General features: G+C 48.9%; 14 protein-coding genes. 3 read left to right on the top strand and 11 right to left on the bottom strand.

What is annotated here, in order from left to right; all coding sequences use genetic code 11:
* Nucleotides 1-1194 precede the first annotated feature (1194 nt).
* The 7 genes from LQ567_RS22100 to LQ567_RS22070 form a co-directional block, all read right to left on the bottom strand.
* Nucleotides 1195-2475: a multidrug effflux MFS transporter gene (locus LQ567_RS22100; protein WP_231007997.1), complete on the bottom strand. Its 1281-nt coding sequence runs from the start codon at nt 2473-2475 to the stop codon at nt 1195-1197.
* Between the two features lie 102 nt (nt 2476-2577).
* Nucleotides 2578-4014 carry an efflux transporter outer membrane subunit gene (locus tag LQ567_RS22095; RefSeq protein ID WP_231007996.1) on the bottom strand — a complete coding sequence of 479 codons (1437 nt, stop codon included), beginning with the start codon at nt 4012-4014 and terminating at the stop codon, nt 2578-2580.
* A 383-nt stretch (nt 4015-4397) separates the two neighbouring features.
* A complete protein-coding gene (locus LQ567_RS22090; RefSeq protein ID WP_231007994.1) occupies nt 4398-7562 on the bottom strand; it encodes an efflux RND transporter permease subunit in 3165 nt (1054 codons plus the stop codon).
* 270 nt (nt 7563-7832) lie between these two features.
* Nucleotides 7833-9008 (bottom strand): efflux RND transporter periplasmic adaptor subunit, encoded by a 1176-nt coding sequence (locus LQ567_RS22085; protein ID WP_231007992.1) that lies wholly within the window; start codon nt 9006-9008, stop codon nt 7833-7835.
* 204 nt (nt 9009-9212) lie between these two features.
* A complete protein-coding gene (locus tag LQ567_RS22080; protein WP_090388972.1) occupies nt 9213-9809 on the bottom strand; it encodes a TetR/AcrR family transcriptional regulator in 597 nt (198 codons plus the stop codon).
* Nucleotides 9810-10190: 381 nt separating this feature from the next.
* Entirely contained in the window at nt 10191-11300 is a 1110-nt protein-coding gene (locus LQ567_RS22075; protein WP_231007991.1) for a PDDEXK nuclease domain-containing protein, read from the bottom strand.
* 246 nt (nt 11301-11546) lie between these two features.
* Nucleotides 11547-12581: a hypothetical protein gene (locus LQ567_RS22070; RefSeq protein WP_231007990.1), complete on the bottom strand. Its 1035-nt coding sequence runs from the start codon at nt 12579-12581 to the stop codon at nt 11547-11549.
* Between the two features lie 70 nt (nt 12582-12651).
* Here LQ567_RS22070 and LQ567_RS22065 point away from each other — a divergent pair, with 70 nt between their 5' ends.
* The 3 genes from LQ567_RS22065 to LQ567_RS22055 all read left to right on the top strand — a co-directional run bounded on the left by LQ567_RS22065 (nt 12652) and on the right by LQ567_RS22055 (nt 14493).
* Nucleotides 12652-13257: a hypothetical protein gene (locus tag LQ567_RS22065; RefSeq protein WP_231007989.1), complete on the top strand. Its 606-nt coding sequence runs from the start codon at nt 12652-12654 to the stop codon at nt 13255-13257.
* A gap of 32 nt (nt 13258-13289) precedes the next feature.
* Entirely contained in the window at nt 13290-13565 is a 276-nt protein-coding gene (locus tag LQ567_RS22060) for a helix-hairpin-helix domain-containing protein (protein ID WP_231007988.1), read from the top strand.
* A 274-nt stretch (nt 13566-13839) separates the two neighbouring features.
* Complete coding sequence (locus LQ567_RS22055; RefSeq protein ID WP_231007987.1) at nt 13840-14493, top strand: hypothetical protein; 654 nt, start codon at nt 13840-13842, stop codon at nt 14491-14493.
* Nucleotides 14494-14532: 39 nt separating this feature from the next.
* Here the strand turns inward: LQ567_RS22055 and LQ567_RS22050 are convergent, their stop codons facing one another.
* From LQ567_RS22050 to LQ567_RS22035, 4 genes are all read right to left on the bottom strand, one after another.
* Nucleotides 14533-14871 carry a DUF3574 domain-containing protein gene (locus tag LQ567_RS22050; RefSeq protein ID WP_231007986.1) on the bottom strand — a complete coding sequence of 113 codons (339 nt, stop codon included), beginning with the start codon at nt 14869-14871 and terminating at the stop codon, nt 14533-14535.
* Between the two features lie 295 nt (nt 14872-15166).
* Entirely contained in the window at nt 15167-16750 is a 1584-nt protein-coding gene (locus LQ567_RS22045; protein WP_231007985.1) for an alpha-L-arabinofuranosidase C-terminal domain-containing protein, read from the bottom strand.
* A 68-nt stretch (nt 16751-16818) separates the two neighbouring features.
* Nucleotides 16819-18432: an alpha-L-arabinofuranosidase C-terminal domain-containing protein gene (locus tag LQ567_RS22040; RefSeq protein WP_231007983.1), complete on the bottom strand. Its 1614-nt coding sequence runs from the start codon at nt 18430-18432 to the stop codon at nt 16819-16821.
* A gap of 33 nt (nt 18433-18465) precedes the next feature.
* Nucleotides 18466-20100: a RagB/SusD family nutrient uptake outer membrane protein gene (locus LQ567_RS22035; protein WP_231007981.1), complete on the bottom strand. Its 1635-nt coding sequence runs from the start codon at nt 20098-20100 to the stop codon at nt 18466-18468.
* Nucleotides 20101-20113 lie beyond the last annotated feature (13 nt).

Here is a 20113-nt window from a genome sequence, read left to right as displayed (position 1 = left end):
TAATCGCTTGACGCAAACCTGGTTTCGTCACCCTGAGCGGAACAAAGCGGAGTCGAAGGGTCTCACAATTTTAGGGTAGTTCGATATCACAGGGATGCTTCGGCTACGCTCAGCATGACGGAAGCGTGATTGGCTTTCATTGCCATGATTACAGAACGCCAACTTTGTTTCGTCACCCTGAGCGCAATGCAATGGAGTCGAAGGGTCTCATAATTTTCGGGAAGTCCGATATCACAGGGATGCTTCGGCTGCGCTCAGCATGACGGAAGCGTGATTGTTGTTTATTACGTAATCGCTTGACGCAAACCTGCTTTCGTCACCCTGAGCGGAACAAAGTGGCGTCGAAGGGTCTCATAATTTTAGGACAGTTCGATATCACAGGGATGCTTCGACTGCGCTCAGCATGACGGATGCCTGATTGGTCAAATCTCGCGCTGGTCTTCTGACCAGTGCGCTGCTGTTATTGCTCTTTGATTGTCACTTCCACTTTTTCTTGACAAAAAGTGGAGCAAAAGTCAAGGTCAAACGAATGCTCCGCCGTTTGACCGGCCACGCACTGTAAACCCGGATCGAAAAACGGCTTTACTTCTTTTCCGAAGGAATATGTTGAGCATCTTGCTGCCGGGCTGTTGTATAATCATTACTGCGCTGCTTTTTTACGGGTATGAAAGCTTTTTGAGAAAATCCACGGCGTAAAAAAGAGGCGCTGCGACACTTGCTGATGGCAGTAGTTACTATTCCGTTCCGGAGTCATTATAGAAAGACCTGATGAAAAAGAAACAATAAGGTGGACGTATTCTGTCTTAGAAGATCGTCTGCCGGTCACCAGGCGAAGGATAGGCGGACGGGATTCGGTAGGCGTTACCCTTCGTTAGGCTGCGAATGACAACATCACTACGCTCAGGCAAGAAAGAAAGATTATCGTCACCTCGACCAAAGCGGAGCGATCTTTACGGAACCATCCAGGTAAAAGGAGTTTTGAAATTTATTTGCTAACAATAATGACGGCGTAAAGATTTTTCGGCTGCGCTCAAAATGACAATGATACTTTTGTCATCGAGGCCATTGATTTTGCATCGTAAATGAAATAATCGCGGTGACAAAGGGCATTACCCAAAAACAAACCAGCGGAAATAAATCCCGCTGGTTGCACAGATACACTCAAAAAACAAATCTGCTCTCTATACTTACTGATTATGCGATGATGCAGGCCTCTTCCGCTTCCTGTTCCGCCACTGCTTCAACAGGTGCGGCCTCTTCCGCCGCAGGCGCTTGTTTAATCCTGCGCTGACCGGCCAGCAATAGCACCAGTGCCAGCAACCCGCTGGCGGCAATAATGATGGCCAGGGGCGCGGGCGTTTTATTATCAAACACACCGGTAAGGGCCGCGGCCAGGGCACCCAGTCCCATTTGCAGTGCACCTAGTAAAGCCGAAGCACTGCCCGCCTCCTTGCTAAAAGGCAGGATGCTGAGCGCGGCTGTATTGGGAGAGCTGATGCCCAACGTACAGAAAAGGAGAAAGATAACGGCGATGGTGCCATACAATCCTAAAATACCGGTGGTGATGCCCGCCAGCAGCACAAACCCAATAATTGTTTGCAACAGGATGGATGCGGTAACCAGCTGCTCACTGGAATATTTTTTTAATAAGACCGCATTTAACTGGCTGCTGCCGATAAGCCCCGCCGCTATAATGGCGAAGATGGCCCCATACGCGGTTTTGGATACGCCAAAATATTCCATAAACAAATAGGGCGAACCGGAGAGGTAGGCAAAGAGCCCCGCAAAGGAAATGCCACCGGCGAAGGCATAGGTAAAGAACTGTGGATTTTTTAATACCCCGCCAAAGGCATTGAGGATAGGCCGCGGTTTTAAGGATACCGATGCGTCCGGTGCCCGGCTTTCCCGGAACCGGAAAATAACGGCGGCCAGGGTAGCGGCAGCGATCAGCGCCAGGATGATAAATACATCCTGCCATTGATAATAGGCCACCACGTAGCTGCCAAAGGTGGGCGCCAGGATGGGGGATACCCCTAATAACAGAATGAGCAGGGATAATACCTTGGCATTATCTTCCAGCGGAAACAGGTCGCGGGTAATGGCCCGTGGTGCTACCATGGATACGCAACAACCCAGGGCCTGGATGAACCGCAACACGATCAACGCTTCCGGCGTGCGTACCAGCACGCAACCAATGGATGCGGCTATATAAATGACCAACCCGATGACGAGCGGGCGCTTTCTGCCATACCGGTCCAGCAACGGTCCGCTGATGAGCTGCCCGATGCAAAGCCCGATAAAGAAGCTGGACAGGGAATAGGCAATGGTGTTGATGGAGGTATGCAGGTCCTTTGCCATGGCCGGAAAGCCGGGCAGGTACATATCTATGGAAAACGGACCAATGGCGGTGAGTAAGCCAAGGATGGCTATGAGCACCACCCTTGTTCGCTTATTATTAATATCAGTTGTTTGCATAAAAACAATTGTTTTATTGGAGCGCAAAACATTTTCCTTTTTTTACCGCAAAGGCGCAATGATTACGCAAAGGGCGCAAGGCGGCAGGGAAAATGTGCTGCACTATTTCCATCCGCCGCCGAGGGAGCGGTACAAATCTACCGCGGCGCTCAGCTGCAAACGGTGTATGTTGGCGAGGTTCAACTCCGACTGCAATACGTTGGATTGTGCAGAGAGTACCTCTATATAATTGGCCATACCGCTTTTAAACAACAGCCGCGCATTTTTTATGGCCAGCTGCAAGGTATCTGCCTGACCGGCGGCAATGGTCTTTTGCTCCTTTAATTTTTCGGTAGCTACCAGGGCATCCGATACCTCGCCAATGGCGGTGAGTACCGACTGGCGAAACTCCAGTACCGATTGCTCCCGCTGGATCCTGGCCGTTTCCAATTCGGTTTTTAACCGGCGCTGCTGAAACACAGGCTGGGTCACATTGCCCAGCAGGGTGCCAAACAGGGAAGCGGGTATATTGAACCAGTTATTGGCCAGGTAGGAGTTTAACCCGCCCTGCGCGGTAATGGACAGGCTGGGATACATATTGGCCTGGGCAATACCGGCCTTTGCATTGGCGGTGATGAGCTCCATTTCCTTAGCGCGCACATCGGGCCTCCGGCTAAGGATAGCGGAAGGGATACCGGGCGTTAACCATTGCGGCACATCGGAGCTGAAAAGTCCTTTGCCCCGCTCCACGGCCGCGGGCAGACTGCCGGTTAAAATGCTGAGTGCATTTTCCTGTATGGCGATGTTCTGCTCCAGCTGGGGAATGAGCAGGGCGGTGGATTGCTTTTGTGCCTCTACCTGTTGTACGGCAAGGGTGGTTACTTCACCGGCGTTGCGCTGCAGCTGGGTAAAGCGGAGCGTACTATCTGTTAATGCCAGGTTCTTTTTGGCAATGTTCAGCTGCTCATCCAGCATCAGCAGGTTATAATACCCCTGTGCAATATTGGATACGATCTGCGTTTGCACGGCTTTTGAAGCCTCGTAGGTTTGCAGGTACCCGGCCATGGTGGCTTCCTGCTGGCGGCGGATCTTGCCCCAGATATCGGCCTCCCAGGTAAGGTTAAAGGCGGCATTGAAATCTTCCACATGCTGCTTTTTGATAAAGCTGCCGATGCTTAACCCGTTTAAACTGTTGTTAGACGGGTTGGTGGTTTGCCCGGTTACGCTAAAGCTGAGCTGGGGCAGTTGCAACAATTTGGCCTGCTTTAAGGTTTGCTCAGATGCGGCTACGCGTTTGAGCGCGATCTGCAGGTCGTAGTTATAGCTAACACCCTTGCTGATGAGGCTTTGCAAAGCAGGGTCTGTAAAGAACTGCTTCCACTCCACATCGGCAATGCTGCTGGTATCGGCCGTGGCCACTGCGCGAAATTCCTGTGGCAGCGGCACTTCCGGGCGTTTATATGCTTGTCCTACTTTACAGGATGCCGCCGTAACCAATAATGCGATCACCGGCAGCAGGTATTGTAGGGTATGTCTTCTTTTCATATTTAAATAATTCATAGTTGATTTTGATCCTTTTGAAGAACTTTTTATGATGCTATTTACTTTCTGTCGTCATGTTGAGCGAATCCCGCATGGGCGGAAGTAGCCGAAACATCTCTGAGTTATCATACCGTCCGATATTTGTGAGACCCTTCGGCTTCACTTCGTTGCGCTCAGGGTGACGAAACAAGGTTCGTGTCATGCTGAGCGAAGTGTAACGTAGCCGAAGCATCTCTGAGTTGTCATACCGTCCGATATTCGGGAGACCCTTCGGCTCCGCTTCGTTGCGCTCAGGGTGACGAAACAAAGTTTGGGTCAAGCTGAACTTGTTTCAGCTTCTATGCGCGGCTCACATGGACCCTGAAACAAGTTCAGGGTGACCATAAGTGTGTTTGCAACGACTATCCCAATTCCCAATCCTCATCATCATCTGCTCTTTTTGATACGATCTTTTCCTGCAAATACTGGAAGATGATGTATAGCACGGGGATGATGAACACGCCCAGCAACACACCGGTAAGCATACCCCCTACGGTACTGTAGCCGATGGAGTGGTTACCGATGGCGGAGGCGCCTTTTGCAAATACCAGGGGCAACATACCCACGATAAAGGCAAAGGAGGTCATCAATATCGGGCGCAGGCGCAGCCTGGAGGCTTCCAGCGCCGAGGCTACCAGGCTCATGCCTTTTCTTCGCCGCTGTACCGCGTACTCCACAATCAGGATGGCGTTCTTGGCCAACAGCCCGATGAGCATGATCAACCCAATCTGCACATAAATGTTATTTTCCAGTCCGGCAAAGCCGATAAACATAAATACACCCAGTATACCCGCCGGTACGGTAAGGATCACCGCCAGGGGCAGCACATAACTTTCGTACTGGGCCGCCAGGAGGAAGTATACAAAGATGATGCTGAGCAGGAAGATATATACCTGCTGACTGCCGGCGCTCCGTTCCTCACGGGTAATACCCGTCCACTCATACGAGTAGCCTCTCGGCAGGGCCGTCTTCGCGGTTTCCTCAATGGCACGGATGGCATCCCCGGTACTAAAGCCTGGTTTGGGTACCCCGTTAATGGTAACCGCATTAAAGAGGTTGTTACGGGTTACGGTTTCCGGACCAAATACCCGCTTCAAGGTAACCAGCGTTTTCACCGGTACCATTTCGCCCAGGTTGTTCTTTACAAAAATACCATCCAGGGAGGCGGGGTCTTTACGGTAGGGAATATCTGCCTGCGCCATTACGCGGTAGTATTTACCAAAACGGTTAAAGTCGGACACAAAGCTGCTACCAAAGTAGATCTGCATGGTTTGCATCAGCTCGCTTACGGATACACCTAATTGTTTGGCTTTTATAAAATCAGTTTCGATGGTATACTGCGGGTTGCCGGCGGCAAACGTGGTAAATGCATACGCGATTTCTTTCCGCTGCATCAGCGCACCGATAAAGGCTCCCGCGGTATTGCCCAGCTTTTCCAGCGGACCATTGGTACGGTCCTGCAACATAAACTCAAAACCACTTACGTTACCAAAACCTTGTACGGTGGGGAAGTTGAAGAAGAAGGTATTGGCGTCCTTTACCGAAGTAACCTTGCCGGTAAGGGTGGCCGCAATTTCATCCGGGTTCTTCAGCTTGCCGCGTTTGTCCACATCCTTCAGCCGGATAAAGCCGGCTGCATAAGGAGAGGCACTGGCGCTGCTGATAAAGTTCAGTCCGTCGATAACCCAAAGGTTATTGGTCGATTCTTCCTGTTTGATGATCTTATCAATTTCCGCGGTGGCTTTATGGGTTCGGTGCAGTGAACTACCCGGAGGTGTGTTTACGGCATACAATACAAAGCCCTGGTCTTCCGTAGGAATAAAGCCGGAAGGCGTTTTTTTGATGAGCCAGTAACTAACCCCGGCGATGAGCACCAACCCTGCAATGGCGATCCACTTTCTGCGGATGAGGAATTTTAAACTGCCGATATACCGGTTGGTGAGGGTGCGGAACCCTGCATTGAACGCGGTAAAGAAGCGGGCCATAAATCCTTTCTTTTCGTGCGGATGTCCTTTTTCGCCCGGTGTATGCGGGTTTTTGAGGAACAGGGCACAAAGGGCCGGGCTGAGCGTTAACGCGTTTACTGCGGAGATTAAGATGGCGATGGCCAGTGTAAAGGCAAACTGCCGGTAGAACACACCCGCCGGGCCCTGCATAAATCCCACCGGTACAAATACCGCTGCCATTACCAGCGTGATGGAGATGATGGCTCCGGAGATTTCGTTCATCGACTGCACGGTGGCTTTGCGCACCGGCATATCCTTATGTTCCATTTTTGCGTGCACGGCCTCCACTACCACGATGGCATCATCCACCACAATGCCAATGGCCAGTACCAGCGCAAAGAGCGTTAACAGGTTAATGGTAAACCCAAAGAGCTGCAGGAAGAAGAAGGTGCCCACAATGGCTACCGGTACGGCAATGGCCGGTATGAGCGTGGACCGGAAATCCTGCAGGAAGATGAATACCACGATGAATACAAGTATAAAGGCAATGATCAATGTTTCCCTTACCTGGTGGATGGAGGCATCCAGGAACTCCTTGGAGTTATACATGGTAATGGGTTTGATGCCTTTGGGCATGGTGGTATACAGCTCTTTCAGCTGCCGGTCTACCTCAGTAAGAATATCATTGGCGTTGGAGCCGGCGGTTTGCAAGATAGCGAAACCCGCTACCGGTTTGCCATTCAGCCGGCTGTTGGCATTATAGGTAAAGGCGCCAAACTCCACACGGGCCAGGTCTTTCAGCTTTAACACGGAACCATTGGGATTTGCTTTTACCACAATGTTCTCGTAGTCCTCGTTCCGGTTCAGCTTGCCCTTGTACTTTAATACATATTCAAATACCTCGTCGCTGTTCTGGCCCAGTCTTCCGGGCGCGGCCTCCAGGCTCTGGTCACGGATGGCGCCCAGTACATCCTGGGGTGAGAGGTTGTTGGCGGCCAGCCGGTCCGGCTTCAGCCAGATACGCATTGAATAGTCTTTGGCACCAAATACCTGGGCCTGGGCCACACCGGGGATCCGCTGGATCTGCGGGATCACGTTGATCTTAAGATAGTTTTCCAGGAACAGTTCATCATACTGGGCGCTGTCTTCACTATAAAGCCCGGTGAACATGATAAAACTGTTCTGCACCTTTTGGGTGGAGATGCCCGACTGCACTACTTCCTGGGGGATCTGATTCACGGCTTTGGAAACGCGGTTCTGCACGTTTACCGAAGCAATATCGGGGTCGGTACCCTGTTTGAAAAATACCGTAAGGGTCATGGTACCGTCGTTGCTGGAGTTGGAGGTCATGTAGGTCATGTTCTCCACACCGTTAATGGCTTCCTCCAGCGGAGTGGCCACGGAACGCGCTACTACCTCACCGTTGGCACCGGGATAGGTGGCGGTAACCTGTACGCTGGGCGGCGCAATGTCCGGGAACAGGGTAACAGGGAGCGCAAAGAGTGAAAGAATACCCAGCAAAAGCAGGATAATGGAAATTACCGTGGATAACACGGGTCGTTGTATAAATTTCTTTAGCATGATATCGAGTTGTAAGTATGCTGTGCGTAAAAAATGGGGGTAAAAGATCCCTGTGCGGCAGGGGCTGCTGCTTTATCAGGGCGCTTTTACAGCGGTGTGCTGTGCCGCGAAGAATAAGTGTTGTGAGAGAGGGGTGACCAAAAGTCTCTACTTTGTCATGCCGAACTTGTTTCGGCATCTAAGGAAGCGCATCTGTCAATAGATTCTGAAACAAGTTCAGAATGACAATACGTTTTAAACAGAGACTTTTAGTCAGCCCTGTAAACCCCGCTAAATCGGATTCGCCTTTAACACGCTGTCGGCTGAAACGATCTGCGGCTGAATCGGCGTTCCGTCTTTTAAATTACCGGTGCCGGAGAGCACGATTTTTTCGCCTTTGGAAAGTCCTTTGTTTACAAAGTAGTAGTAGGAGGTTTTACCGGAAACGGCAATGGGTTTGCTGGTTACCTTGTTACTGCTGTCTACTGTAAATACAAATACTTTATCCTGGATCTCGAACGTAGCTTCCTGTGGTACCACCAATACTTCGTTAAAGAGCTGCGGCAGGCGGATCTTACCGGTATTGCCGCTTCTTAATATTTTATTGGGGTTGGGGAAGGACGCGCGGAAGTTAATGGCGCCGATGGTTTTGTCAAACTGACCCTGAACCAGTTCGATCTTTCCTTGCTGCGGATAAATGGTATTATCGGCCAGCAGCAATTCAACAGAAGGAACGTTCTTCAGTTTCTGCTCAATGGTTTCGCCCGCGTACTTGTTTTTAAAGGCAATGAAGTCGGGCTCACTCATGGAGAAGTAGGCGTACATCGTGTTCACTTCACTCAGCACGGTAAGCGGCTGCGTTTCACCGCGGCCTACCAGGCTACCGGTTTTGAACGGGATGCTGCCGATATAACCGCTTACGGGCGCCTTGATCAGTGTATAACCTACATTGATCTGCGCGTTGCCCACCATGGCCCTGGCCTGCGCCAGTGCGGCGGTGGCGGCGTTGTAGTTGGCCTTTGCGGTTTTCAGCTGTACGTCGGAGATCACGGCGTTATCTACCAGTGGTTTCAGACGGTCCAGGTCTACCTGTGCCTTTTGTACATTGGCCTGTGCAGCCAGTACATTGGCACGTGCGTTGTTCAGCGCTTCGTTATACAACTGGGCGTTGATCTTAAATAACGGTTGCCCTGCGGTTACGTAAGCGCCTTCGTCTACGTAGATCTTCTCCAGGTAGCCGTCTACCTGGGGCCGTACTTCCACGTTTACCTTTCCTTCCAGCGAAGCTGAAAATTCCTGGTAAACGGTTACGGGTGATACGGGCGTGCCCATTACCGGCAGTGCCGGCGCCTGGCTTTGCGGGCTGGGGTTTGCTGAGCCGCTTGTGCAGCTGTGCAGCGATATGGAAAGCGCAATAAGCGCAGGTACAATAATGCTTGTGTGGATGGTATGGTTGTTTGCTTTCATCTGTAGTGTTGTTTTTTGAGTCAAAGAAATATAAATCCTGCCGGGGTACATACCGGAGAAAGGCGCCCAGGGTATTGCCGGGGCCAGTGATCCTGTTGATAATGCAATTTCTTCGTGTTAGGGAGTGGCAACCATTGCCCGTTGTCATCCCGAGGCGAAATGCACTAAAAAATAATTACTATTTGAATTGTCGTCTTTTTTGGCTTAAAGATTTTCTATAATGTTCACCACCATTTGATCGAGCACCGATACATTCATTGTTTGCGGAACATCAGCGCTTCTTGCGATCATGATTGAAGTAAAACCATGTATTGCCGACCAGAAAGCGTGCGTTTTATAACACGCGGATTCAATATTGGTTTTCTTTTCAACGATTATTTTTTTTATGATTTCATAAATTATATCCTGTAAGGCTCCAAATTCTGTTTTCATCTTTCCTTCTCCGCAACAAGGCATGCCTACGCCAAACATGAGTTTGAAATAGCTCCGGTTCTTGAGCGCAAACTTCCAGTAGGTGTCTACCAGTGCTTTCAGCTCTTCCCGTGGCGACGCTTTTTTTGAGATGGCTTTGTGAATATTTGACAGCAGCAGTTTAAAACCGTCCTGCGAAATCTCAAAAAGAATGGCCTCCTTGTTGGCGAAATGATCGTAGATCACGGGTGCGCTATATTCGATGGCATCTGCGATCTTTCGAATGGACAACGATTCCCAGCCTTCATTCTTTACCAGCTGCAAAGCTGCATCGATGATCTTCTTCCGGATCATTTCTTTTTCTCTCAATTTGCGCTCTGCTACACTCATAAAAAATAAATTTACCTAACAGTGTTAGCAAAGTTAACGGTGTTTTGAAGCTACTTCCAAATTTTTTTTGAAATGCTTCCAGCTCAAACGTTTGTTAGTGCCAACCCATTGGTAGTTACTTCCTTAAAGTGTTGTAATTGTAGACAAAGCACCTGCGTATTGCTTAATACTGTTCTTTAAAAAAGGTAACCTGATTTTTTTGTTCCGGCCCAAAAGTAATTCAAAAAACTAATAAACCAAATAATTGCTTTGTTTAATTTGTGTAAAATAATTGCTACGAAACGCTGCTGTTTTATTTGGAGGACCGAAGCTAAAACAGGGAAGTGACAACAGTATGTCAGGATGTTTTTTAGCTTTTGATAAAGATGGTGCCGGTTTTTTCTACAATAATTTTTTCAAGGCATCGGCATCGGGTAATATTTTTCTCAGACGGGCCGGCAACTGTTTACTGGTTTTGTAGGTGGCAACGCCCATTGCATTGTGCATACTTTTAAAGGCATATTCCACGACTTTATTATTCTTTTCTTTGCAAAGGATGATACCAATGCTATTATGTTCGTGGGGAAGCTTTACCTGGTCGTCCAGCAGGTTCAGGTAAAAATTAAGCTTGCCTGCGTATTCAGGTTTAAACCTGCCCTTTTTTAATTCAATCGCCACCAGGCACTGCAATACGCGGTTAAAGAACAGCAGGTCAGTAAAAAATTCTTCTTCGTTAACCATCAGCCGGTACTGCGTGCCCATAAAGGCAAATCCTGTTCCCAGGGACAGGATGAACTGTCTTATATTATTGATGATCTTACTCTCAAACACCCGTTCATCATCCTCCGGACTGATATTAATAAAATCGAGCAGGTATTCATCTTTGAAGGTATCCAAAGCACGTGCGGCTATTGTTTTGGGGAGTGCTTTCTGAAAATTATTAGGCAACTTCCCTTTCTTGTGATAGAGGCGGCTTTCGATATGATGTTGTAAAAGGATCACCGTCCAGTGATGGGCCACAGCTTGCCGCATATAATAGATCCGTTCGTTTAACTCTTTGCATTTGTTTATTACCAGCATATGATGGGTGAAGCTAAGTGCGGTAAAAATGGTGTCAATAAACGGAGCGTCTAATTGGGCAGTTGGCGACTGCCCAATTGTGTTTTTTAATGAAGAACGCGACTTTTGTTTTGAGGAGACCGGTAATTGGGCAGTTGACGACTGCCCAATTAGACCCCCCTGATAACATTCATAAAACTGCCGCATATTTTTCAGGCTCCTGTAAGAAAAACCGCGCAAACCTGGTAACTCTTTTTGCAAGTCGGCAGCGATTTGCTGCAACACTTTATCTCCCCAGCTGGCAGCGGTCAATTTTTCGTGCAGGCTGCGGCCAATACTGAAGTATAATAAAAGTAACTCGCGATTCACCAGTTTTGCTGCCTGATAGCGGCTTTGTAATATCTGTTTCTTTACTGTTTGTACAAATTGGAGATAAGGTTTTCCTGGTTTCATATTGGTGCTTTTTAGATCAGGTATTTGATGCCGTCCGGAGACGGCCTTTTCATGGGGGGATATTAGCAGTATAAATATATATAAAAAATATATAAATATAATGTTATGCGATTTTCTTTCTTTTCGCAACGAGCAGCGGTATAGTGTTTCCCGGCCAAAGGGAGCAGGATTATACGTGACAGTCAGATGCAATGAGCCATAATTTCCGGCATTTGCTGCTTTTTATTCTTGGTGTTGCATCTGGCTTTATCGATAAAAGGTATACGTGACCTCCAGTACCCGGTCTTCAAAATAATCTGCTACTTTGGCGGACGCCGATTTGCGCTGGATGGATTTTAAAAAAACCCTATTGTCGTAAGTCATGGTTAATGTGCTTACGACCTGGCCGCCCCATTCATTCTCCATCCGCATCAGGTTCTGATGCTTGTCGTAGCTGTATTGCTCGTTCCGGGGATCCGGCCGGTTTGGGTTTTCCCGTATGCCCGTCAGTAAACCATTCTGGTAATTATAATATTCGGAAGGCGTTAATTTGGCGTCGCAGTCCCTGTGAAGAAACAGGAGTACCGGTACTCCATTCTTATAATAAAAGGTTTTACGACTGCTGCAGGTGTCCCGATCCTGGTATTGTTTTTTAAAATCAAATATTTCGGTCTGTTCTACGGCGTTGGCGCCATTTTCCGTATAGTATCGGTAGTGCCGGGATGAAAAATTATTTTCCTCGATTTGCTTTTCGTAAAAAGCGTCACCAGGGGCATGTCCGTTTATAAGGGACCTATAGCTGCCAGGTACTGTTTGGTAATTCATGATACTGCCTTTTTGCGGCCTGCCGGGCATGTCTGCGTCCAGGGTGAAGTTCCGGATAACGGAAAGCGTTCCTTCCTCATTGTAGGCATATTTACTGGTTCTTACAAGCCCGTTGTGGTAATCGATTTGGGCGGTATAGTCGGTATTGCCGGTAGCCGTATAACCATAAACGGTATAAAATACGGTATCTGTTTTTTCGCCCTCCCGCTGCAGGGTAATAAAACCAGTTGTTCTTCCGTTGGTATCAAAAGAATAATGATAATCGCGTCCGGTCTTGTCCTGATCGTACAATACAAGGGTCTTGACTTTTTTTGATTTTATAAACGCCGGGTTGAATGGAAAAACCGTTTTGGAAAAATAGCCCTCCTCCTCAAAAGGCGTTACCTTGTAAAATGGCGGCGTTTGAGCAATACCGGAGCAAACGGTCAGGATAAAAATACTGGTTAAGAACAGGTGGTTTATGCGTAGGTACTTCATCCGGCAAAAATAGTGAATAGTTTTTCGCTATTTTATGAAAGCGGTTTATATTAGCGGTATAAACAAACTTATGAGAACAAGAATATGCTTATTTACGATTGGAGTTTTAACACTCGCCGCCTGTAATCATCACCGGGTGCAACCACAACCGGTGGCCGATACGCCAAAGGCCTTGGAAGACAATAGTCCTTCTGCTAAACTGATTTCAAAAAGAGGGGATGGCGACCTGGTGGAAAGTCTTTACGGTGAACTGGCAGGGACGGACGCTGGGTTGAAGCAGCTGGAAACAACACTGGATGCGCTTAGCCAGAGCAAAAGTGATTCTACGAATTTATTTCATCAGTTTGATGCGAAAAACCAATCATATTATAAGGCAGCGGGTCAACATGCTAACATTATCAGCGATTCTCTTCTGAAAGATAAGGTCAGGCAACTTGTGGCAGATCATCTTGCAACATACAACGCCGTAACCGCAAGGCATCAGGAACTTTTAAAGGCGATCGATGCAAAAACGACAAAGCTGGAGGATCTTCATGCCGTATTAAAGATAGTGAAAACCCTGCCGGTAATGGAAAAGTACCAGAAGGACAACCGGCCGGGAACCGCGTCGCTTGAAGGGTATAGTCAAAAGCAGGATGGTGCGGTTGGAGACTTAAATAAAATGGTAAATCAATAATATCCCGGAGGATAAATCTTCTAAACGAAATAATGGAAAAAGTATTTATTATAAAAGAGTTGACCCAAATACCGGGCGTGGGAAAATCGATCGCTGCGGACCTGTACAATATTGGCATCCGGCGTATTGAAGATTTAAAAGGGCAGGATCCGGAGCAGCTTTACAATGCATCGAACCACTTTGTTGGCTGCGTGCAGGACCGGTGCCTGCTCTATGTGTTTCGGTGTGCGGTATATTTTGCGGAAACCCCTCCGCATATGCGGGAGACGGATAAACTAAAATGGTGGAACTGGAAGAATGGAAAGTGATGCCTGTTATTGCTCAATATCCGTATTAGGTGTAATATGGAGCGCACCATATTTTTTGGATTGTTTTTAACGCAAAGTGCGCCAAGAATCCGCAATGAAGGGATGGCGCTATTGGATGCGTTTGCGAGGCCTTCGCGGAACCTTGCGTTCCTTGCGGTTGAAAATGAACTGCAAAGTATCCGATAATGAAAAAGGTGATTCGTCTGCTGTTTTCACTATCCATTCAGAAGTTGATGGGATAACAGTAATTTTACCAAAACAGTGTATCGTTTATATGAAACATCCCTACCTGATCCTGGCCATCATCTTGATGATTACCTTGCTGCTGATCTTTGACCGGCTGGAGTTGAGGACCCGGCGCATGCGGGATAGGGCAGAGCAAGGAGAAGCCTCTGACGGGATGTTGCCTAGAGATAAAGTTCCCAATGATAAACTGATTGTTGCGGAGGGGATGCATGAAGACCTCATAAAACGAATCATCCGGGATTTTTGCGGGTGGCATAACCGGGAAATGCTGCAGGTGATACCAGTGGTGACAAGAATAACGGACCAGCAGTTTGCCATAACCTTTCCGTATGATGTTTCGTTTGACATCTTTTGCTCTTTTATAAATTATCTGAATTACCCCAAAGGATATAACCGGCGCTTTTATGCCATGGGCTGGACCACCACCCGGCTAACGGATCTGTGGATGACTGCAGAAAGCGCCGGCAAACAGGTGCTCTTGTTTGTTCCGGATGCTGACCGGGAATATGATCATGTTTTTATGACAACTGTGGATCAGATGGGGTATCAACTTGGTTTTTCCACTGAAATGGCGCTGCTGCTTGAACATCCAGCCCGGCCGTACTGCACGCCTCCGTTTACTACCGGTGATCTTGATCTGGCGGGCAGGGAAACGGTTGCGGTTTCGTTTGGTGAAACCTGATCCGGGTATAAGGTGTTGGACGCGGTGTCCGGCACTTGTTTAATGGGTATTTTTTTTTGTGATCAGCCGGTACCGGATCTTTGTATCTACCCGCAGCACGGCCTGCTGGTGGAAGCGGTGGATATACGCCTGTGTGATTTGATTGAGCTGGCCGTTCCTTTTGGCACTGCGTTTACCAATTACGGTGATCCGTTTTGTGTCTTCGGCGATCGTTTCCCGGCTTTCGGTATCCATCCATTTACCTTGTGCATCGGATTCGGTATATCCTTCGGGGAAGGCCGGTGTAATGATGCTATCGCTGAATGCTTTCCATTGCTGCTCCGTTACCTGGCCGCCATCGGGAATGTTCCGCCCAAAATAAAGATCGGTATGTTGCATAGTGGCGCAACCCGCCATGCAGCATATCCCGGAAAGTAGTATAAAAATTTTGTTACCGGTGGCCATCTTTACAAAGGTTTAATAAAATAAACCTGTCACAAATTTAGCGGTTAAAAAGATAGCGGATTAACAATTTATAAGTTGCAGTTGCAATCCGGGGCTGCGGTGACTGGTGCGACAACGCAAGGCAGTGGAGTCTGTTGAAAGGGGGGCTAAGATATGTTGCGTGTGTTTTAAGATGGACAATATGTCGCACTGGTAGCCCTTGTAACCAAATGCCTCCTTTTTTTAATGCTTACTTCTTCTCCAGCTTCAGCAGCATCACTGCACAGGGGAGCAGTGTTGCCGTATAGCCGCCTTTCTTACCGCTTACTTTGCGGATTTTGGGAACCAGCACATCCCGGTTCTCCGGATCGTTAAAGGCATTGATGTTGGTATGTTGCAGCTCCCACCGTTCAACGGCACGATAACCATCCGGCAGCGCAACCGCTACGTTGCGGCGCGTGTTTGAAGAACGGTTGACCAGGGATACATAAACAGTTCCTTCCGTGGATTGTACTGCTGCCGCATCAATATAGGCCAGCTGTTCGTTGTTCATTTGTACTTCCTTGCAATCGCCATCAATTGTAGGTGCGGCAATGGCTCCGCTGATGCCTGGTCCATTTACGGTTACATTCAGCTTTGCACCGGTCATCCATTGCCGGTATTGTTTAAACAGGTGGAAGAGCGGTGTTATCAACGCATCGCTGGTACCTACCGTGCGAATGAGCCCATGCCCGTTTACCGGGAAGATATAATTGGCCATGCCCACAGTAGGGCTTTGACGAATGAACACATTGAGCATGCCGGCCGCCACGGCTACATCAAACTGGCGACGGGGCGATTGGCGGGTGAACTTGTATTCATTGTTTTGTAAAACGGAATGGCGGTTGTTCCATTCATCTATAGACAAGCGTATCGGGTTGTTGGCCCTGTCTTTATTATAAATGGCCAGCAGGTTGCCCTGGGAGCGCAGGTGTGCTTCCATTTTTGAAGGTGCAAAAAGGGTGTGTTCCGGGTTCTGGATGTTACCATCTTTTAATTTACTCACCACGTAATAATGCTGGGTAAGGAAGTCGATGTCCTTCCCGCTTTTTTCCAGCACGGTTCTGTTCCAATCCAGCGTATGGCCTACGCCCAGCAGGCGCAGCCCGGGATATTTATTACGAATGGTGCCAGCCCACAGCGCCAGCCGGTTGCCATACTCCGCGGCCGTTTCCACATTATGCCGGCCCCAGGGACCGTAGTTCTCATTGCCAATGCCCCAGTATTGTACATTATACGGTTCTTTATGACCATAAGCCGCCCGCAGCCGGCCGCCATTGGTGGTATCGGCAGTGCCGTTCACATATTCGATCCAGTCCATTGCCTCCCAAAGCGTGCCGCCATACAGCGGGTGGTTGGCCATATTGAAGTTGATATACGGCTGTGTATTGATTTCTTTACACCAGTTCAGGAATTCATCGGTCCCAAACTGGTAGTTCTCTTTTCCCTTCCAGGCATAGGTGCTTACTACCGGGCGTAACCGGCGTGGCCCGATCCCGTCGCGCCAGCGGTATTCATGAATAACGGTGCCCCCAGGCCAGCGCATAACGGGGATGTCCAGTTCCTTTAGCAGCTTTGTAATATGCGGCTGCACATTCCCATTACCATCTGTAACACCGCCATAAATCACGCTGTCGTTTACATTTTCCAGCATCTGCCCGTAAATCATCGGATCGATCGGTATGCGTTGCTCCGGAATAGTGATGGTTACCCGGGTTTTTTGTGCGGTTGCCGTTCCAAAGCCGGTCATCCATATCATAAGGGCGATGCCTGCCGCTATTTTTGTTTTTTGCATTATTGGTTTCTTTACAATTATTCGTTTATCGGTTCCTTCTATTTTTTTTTTGAGAACAAGTGCTATTATCATTCTGCGATCAGCTGCAACATGACAACGGCGCAGGGTAGCAGCCGGATGTTGATACGGTTCCCTTTTTGCTGCACCGATTTTGCCCGGGGCACAATTTCAACCCGGTTGCCGGCCTCATTGGAAGCATTGATGTTTTTGTGCGCCAGCTCCCAGGTTTGAACAGCCTTATAACCGGAAGGTGGGGTAATGATGGCTTCCTGGGCTTTGTCCGCCGACCGGTTCACCAATGCGATATGGATCTGCCGTTCCTCATTTATGACCGCTGCTGCATCGATAAAGGTCAATGGCGCGCTGCCCATTACTACTTCATCGCAATCGCCTGTAATGTTCAGTTGTGCATTTTTGGTATCCATACCCGGACCATTTAAAGTTACAGCTATTTTATACCCGGTCATTTTTTCGCGGTATTGTTTAAACAGGTAGTAAAGGGGCGTACGGAATGCATCATCGGCGCCCACCGTGCGTATCAGTCCGTGCGCATTCACCGGGAAGATATAGTTGGCCATGCCCACTACCGGGCTTTGCCGTATGAACACATTGAGCATACCGGCTGCCACGGCTACATCAAACTGTTTTCTTACGGACTGGCGGGAGAACCGGTAACTGTTTCCGTCATAAATGCCATGCCGGTCATTCCATTCATCTACCGACAGGCGGACAGGATTGTTTACGCGCCCCAGGGCTTGATTCATTTCAGTGAGCCGAGCACCCAACAGTTTTAAATGCGCTTCCATTTTAGCCGGTGCAAACAGGGTTGCTGCCGGATCCTGTAACAACCCTTCCTTTACTTTGGCATTTACATAATAGTGTTGCGTTAAAAAATCGATATACTTTCCGGCCCGCGCCAGCACGGTATCGTTCCAGCCGGATGTATGACCAATTCCAAGAAGGCTTAGCGCAGGGAAACGTTCTTTTATGACCGATGCCCACAGGCGAAGCCGTTCTGCATATACGGTATCCGGATCCTGTACCCTGGCGGCCCGGCTGGGCAGGTAATTCTCATTGCCAATGCCCCAGTATTTAACCGCGTAGGGGACTTTGTGCCCGTTGTATGCCCGCAGTTTTCCCAGGTTTGAGTCCTCCGGTCCGTTTACATATTCGATCCATTCCAGTGCCTCCCGGAGCGTGCTGCCATACAGCGGATGCGTCCCCATATTCAGGTTGATATACGGTGTGGTGCCAATCTTCCGGCACCATTGCAGGAACTCATCGGTGCCAAACTGGTAGTTTTCTTTTCCCTGCCAGGCAAGAGTAGGCACCACGGGCCGTAAGGAGCGGGGCCCAATGCCATTGCGCCAATGGTATTCATACACAACGGTTCCTCCCGGCCACCGGAGTACCGGTATCTGCAGGTCTTTTAATAAGGGAATCACCTGCTTTTGCTCATTCCCTTGGAGATCGGTTACGCCGCCGTAGATCATGCTGTCGTTTACGTTCTCCAGCATCTGACCATAGATCATCGGATCTACAGGCGCAGGTTTTTGGGGGATGGTAATGGTGACTGTTGTTTTTTCCTGGCCGTTACCGCATAATTGCACCGCTGTAAAAAACAGCACCAGCAGCGGCTTGCGGAAAAAGAAGAACCGTATTGTTTTATGGGTTGCTTGCATGAGCTGATCAATACAATGACAGAATAAATAACATTAATACCCGGGATTTTGCGTGAGTTTTTTGTTGGTCTGAATCTCGATATCCGGAATCGGCCATACGTAATTGGCGGGGTTGATAAAGGTGCGTACCTGTATCACCCGCATTTTGTCCTTATCGGGCACATTGGTATAATCCGGTGTGCCGTTGGCGTCGATGACAGGTGCTGCAGAAAGGAATCCTCTTGGGTTGCGGCCATAGCAGGGCCCGTTCAATACCCGGTCTGCGATCTTCCAGCGGATGATATCAAAATAACGCAATCCTTCACCGGCCAGTTCCACTTTGCGTTCCTTACGAATGATCGAACGCAGCTCAGTGGTGTTTTTACCAGTAGCTATATCCGGCATGCCGGCCCTTTTACGGATCTTATTGATGGCCGTATAGATCGATTCATCGGTTTGCCCGGCTTCTATTTTTGCCTCTGCGTAGTTGAGCAGCACTTCTGCATAACGCATGACGATCGGGTTGATTTCGGATCTTGTGGCATGTGCTTCTGTTGGATCTGCATATTTCCGCCAGCAATAGCCGGAGAAGCTCGCAAAGGTATGCGTGGCATCCAGGTTATCGACCCGTACTGCCGGCGATACGTTGTAGTTCCAGCATTTCAGGCTATCCTTATGTGTTTCAAACTGGTAACCGTAGTAAACGGAACCGGGCAGGGCAATGGTTTTGGCCAGCCGCGGATCGCGGTTGTCGAATGGATGTGCGGGATCATATTTGGGCGATTTGTCGATCGGCAAGCCATCCGTACAATCATAAGCGTCAACCAGGGCCTGTACCGGGATGCGGTTGCAGAAGCCGCTGGCCATGCGCGAACGGAAGGAGACCGGGGTCTCATGAAAAATATCATTATAGTTGAACTGTATGGCCCAGATGATCTCTTTGGAGGTTTTGCCTGCGCGCAGCGCGATAGTGGCGTAGTCGGGATTTAATACAAATTCTGTTCCTTCCTGGGCCATGACTTTTTGTGCGGCTTCAATGGCATCGGTCCAGCGTTCGTTGTAAAGGGCTATGCGGGAAGCCAGTGCCCATGCGGCTCCGGAAGATACGTTCATCGTGTTGGGCTGGTTGGTGGCGGGAAGTAGTGCCGCTGCTTCCTTAAATTCAGTAAGTATAAAATCTACAACCGCCTTCTTTGCCGTGCGCCCGATATACGCTTCCTCCAGGCTGAGGGTTTTGGTCACCAGCGGTACATCACCATAGAGCTGAGACAGGATACCATAACAATAAGCCCGAAGAAATCGCGCGGTGCCGGTCACTTTTGCTTTTGACTGATCGGAGGCGCCCACCACCCGGTCCATATGATCCAGCAGGAAATTGCAACGGGAGATCACAGTATACATCGTGTTCCAGATCGTATTCACATCGCCTGCGGTGGGTGTGCCCCAGGAGGCATTGGGTGTCACATCGCGGTTGGCCGCAATATCGGAATACATTTCGAACCAGATGGCATATGGATTTTCGCCAAACCGTAAATTTAACGGACTAAAACAACCTACCAGTGCCGCCTGCATTTCAGACTCTGTAGCCGGGAAGGTTTCTGTAGACGGGGCATCCAGGGGCAGCTTGTCCAGTTCCCGTGTGCAGGCCGTCATCAGGAGTATGATATATAAAAAACAAATCTTTTTCATCTGCATCGTTTTA

The organism is Niabella pedocola, assembly GCF_021044425.1.
GTDB lineage: Bacteria > Bacteroidota > Bacteroidia > Chitinophagales > Chitinophagaceae > Niabella > Niabella pedocola.
The sequence above is the reverse complement of the archived record's forward strand: the minus strand, read 5'-3'. Positions and strand labels throughout refer to the sequence as shown.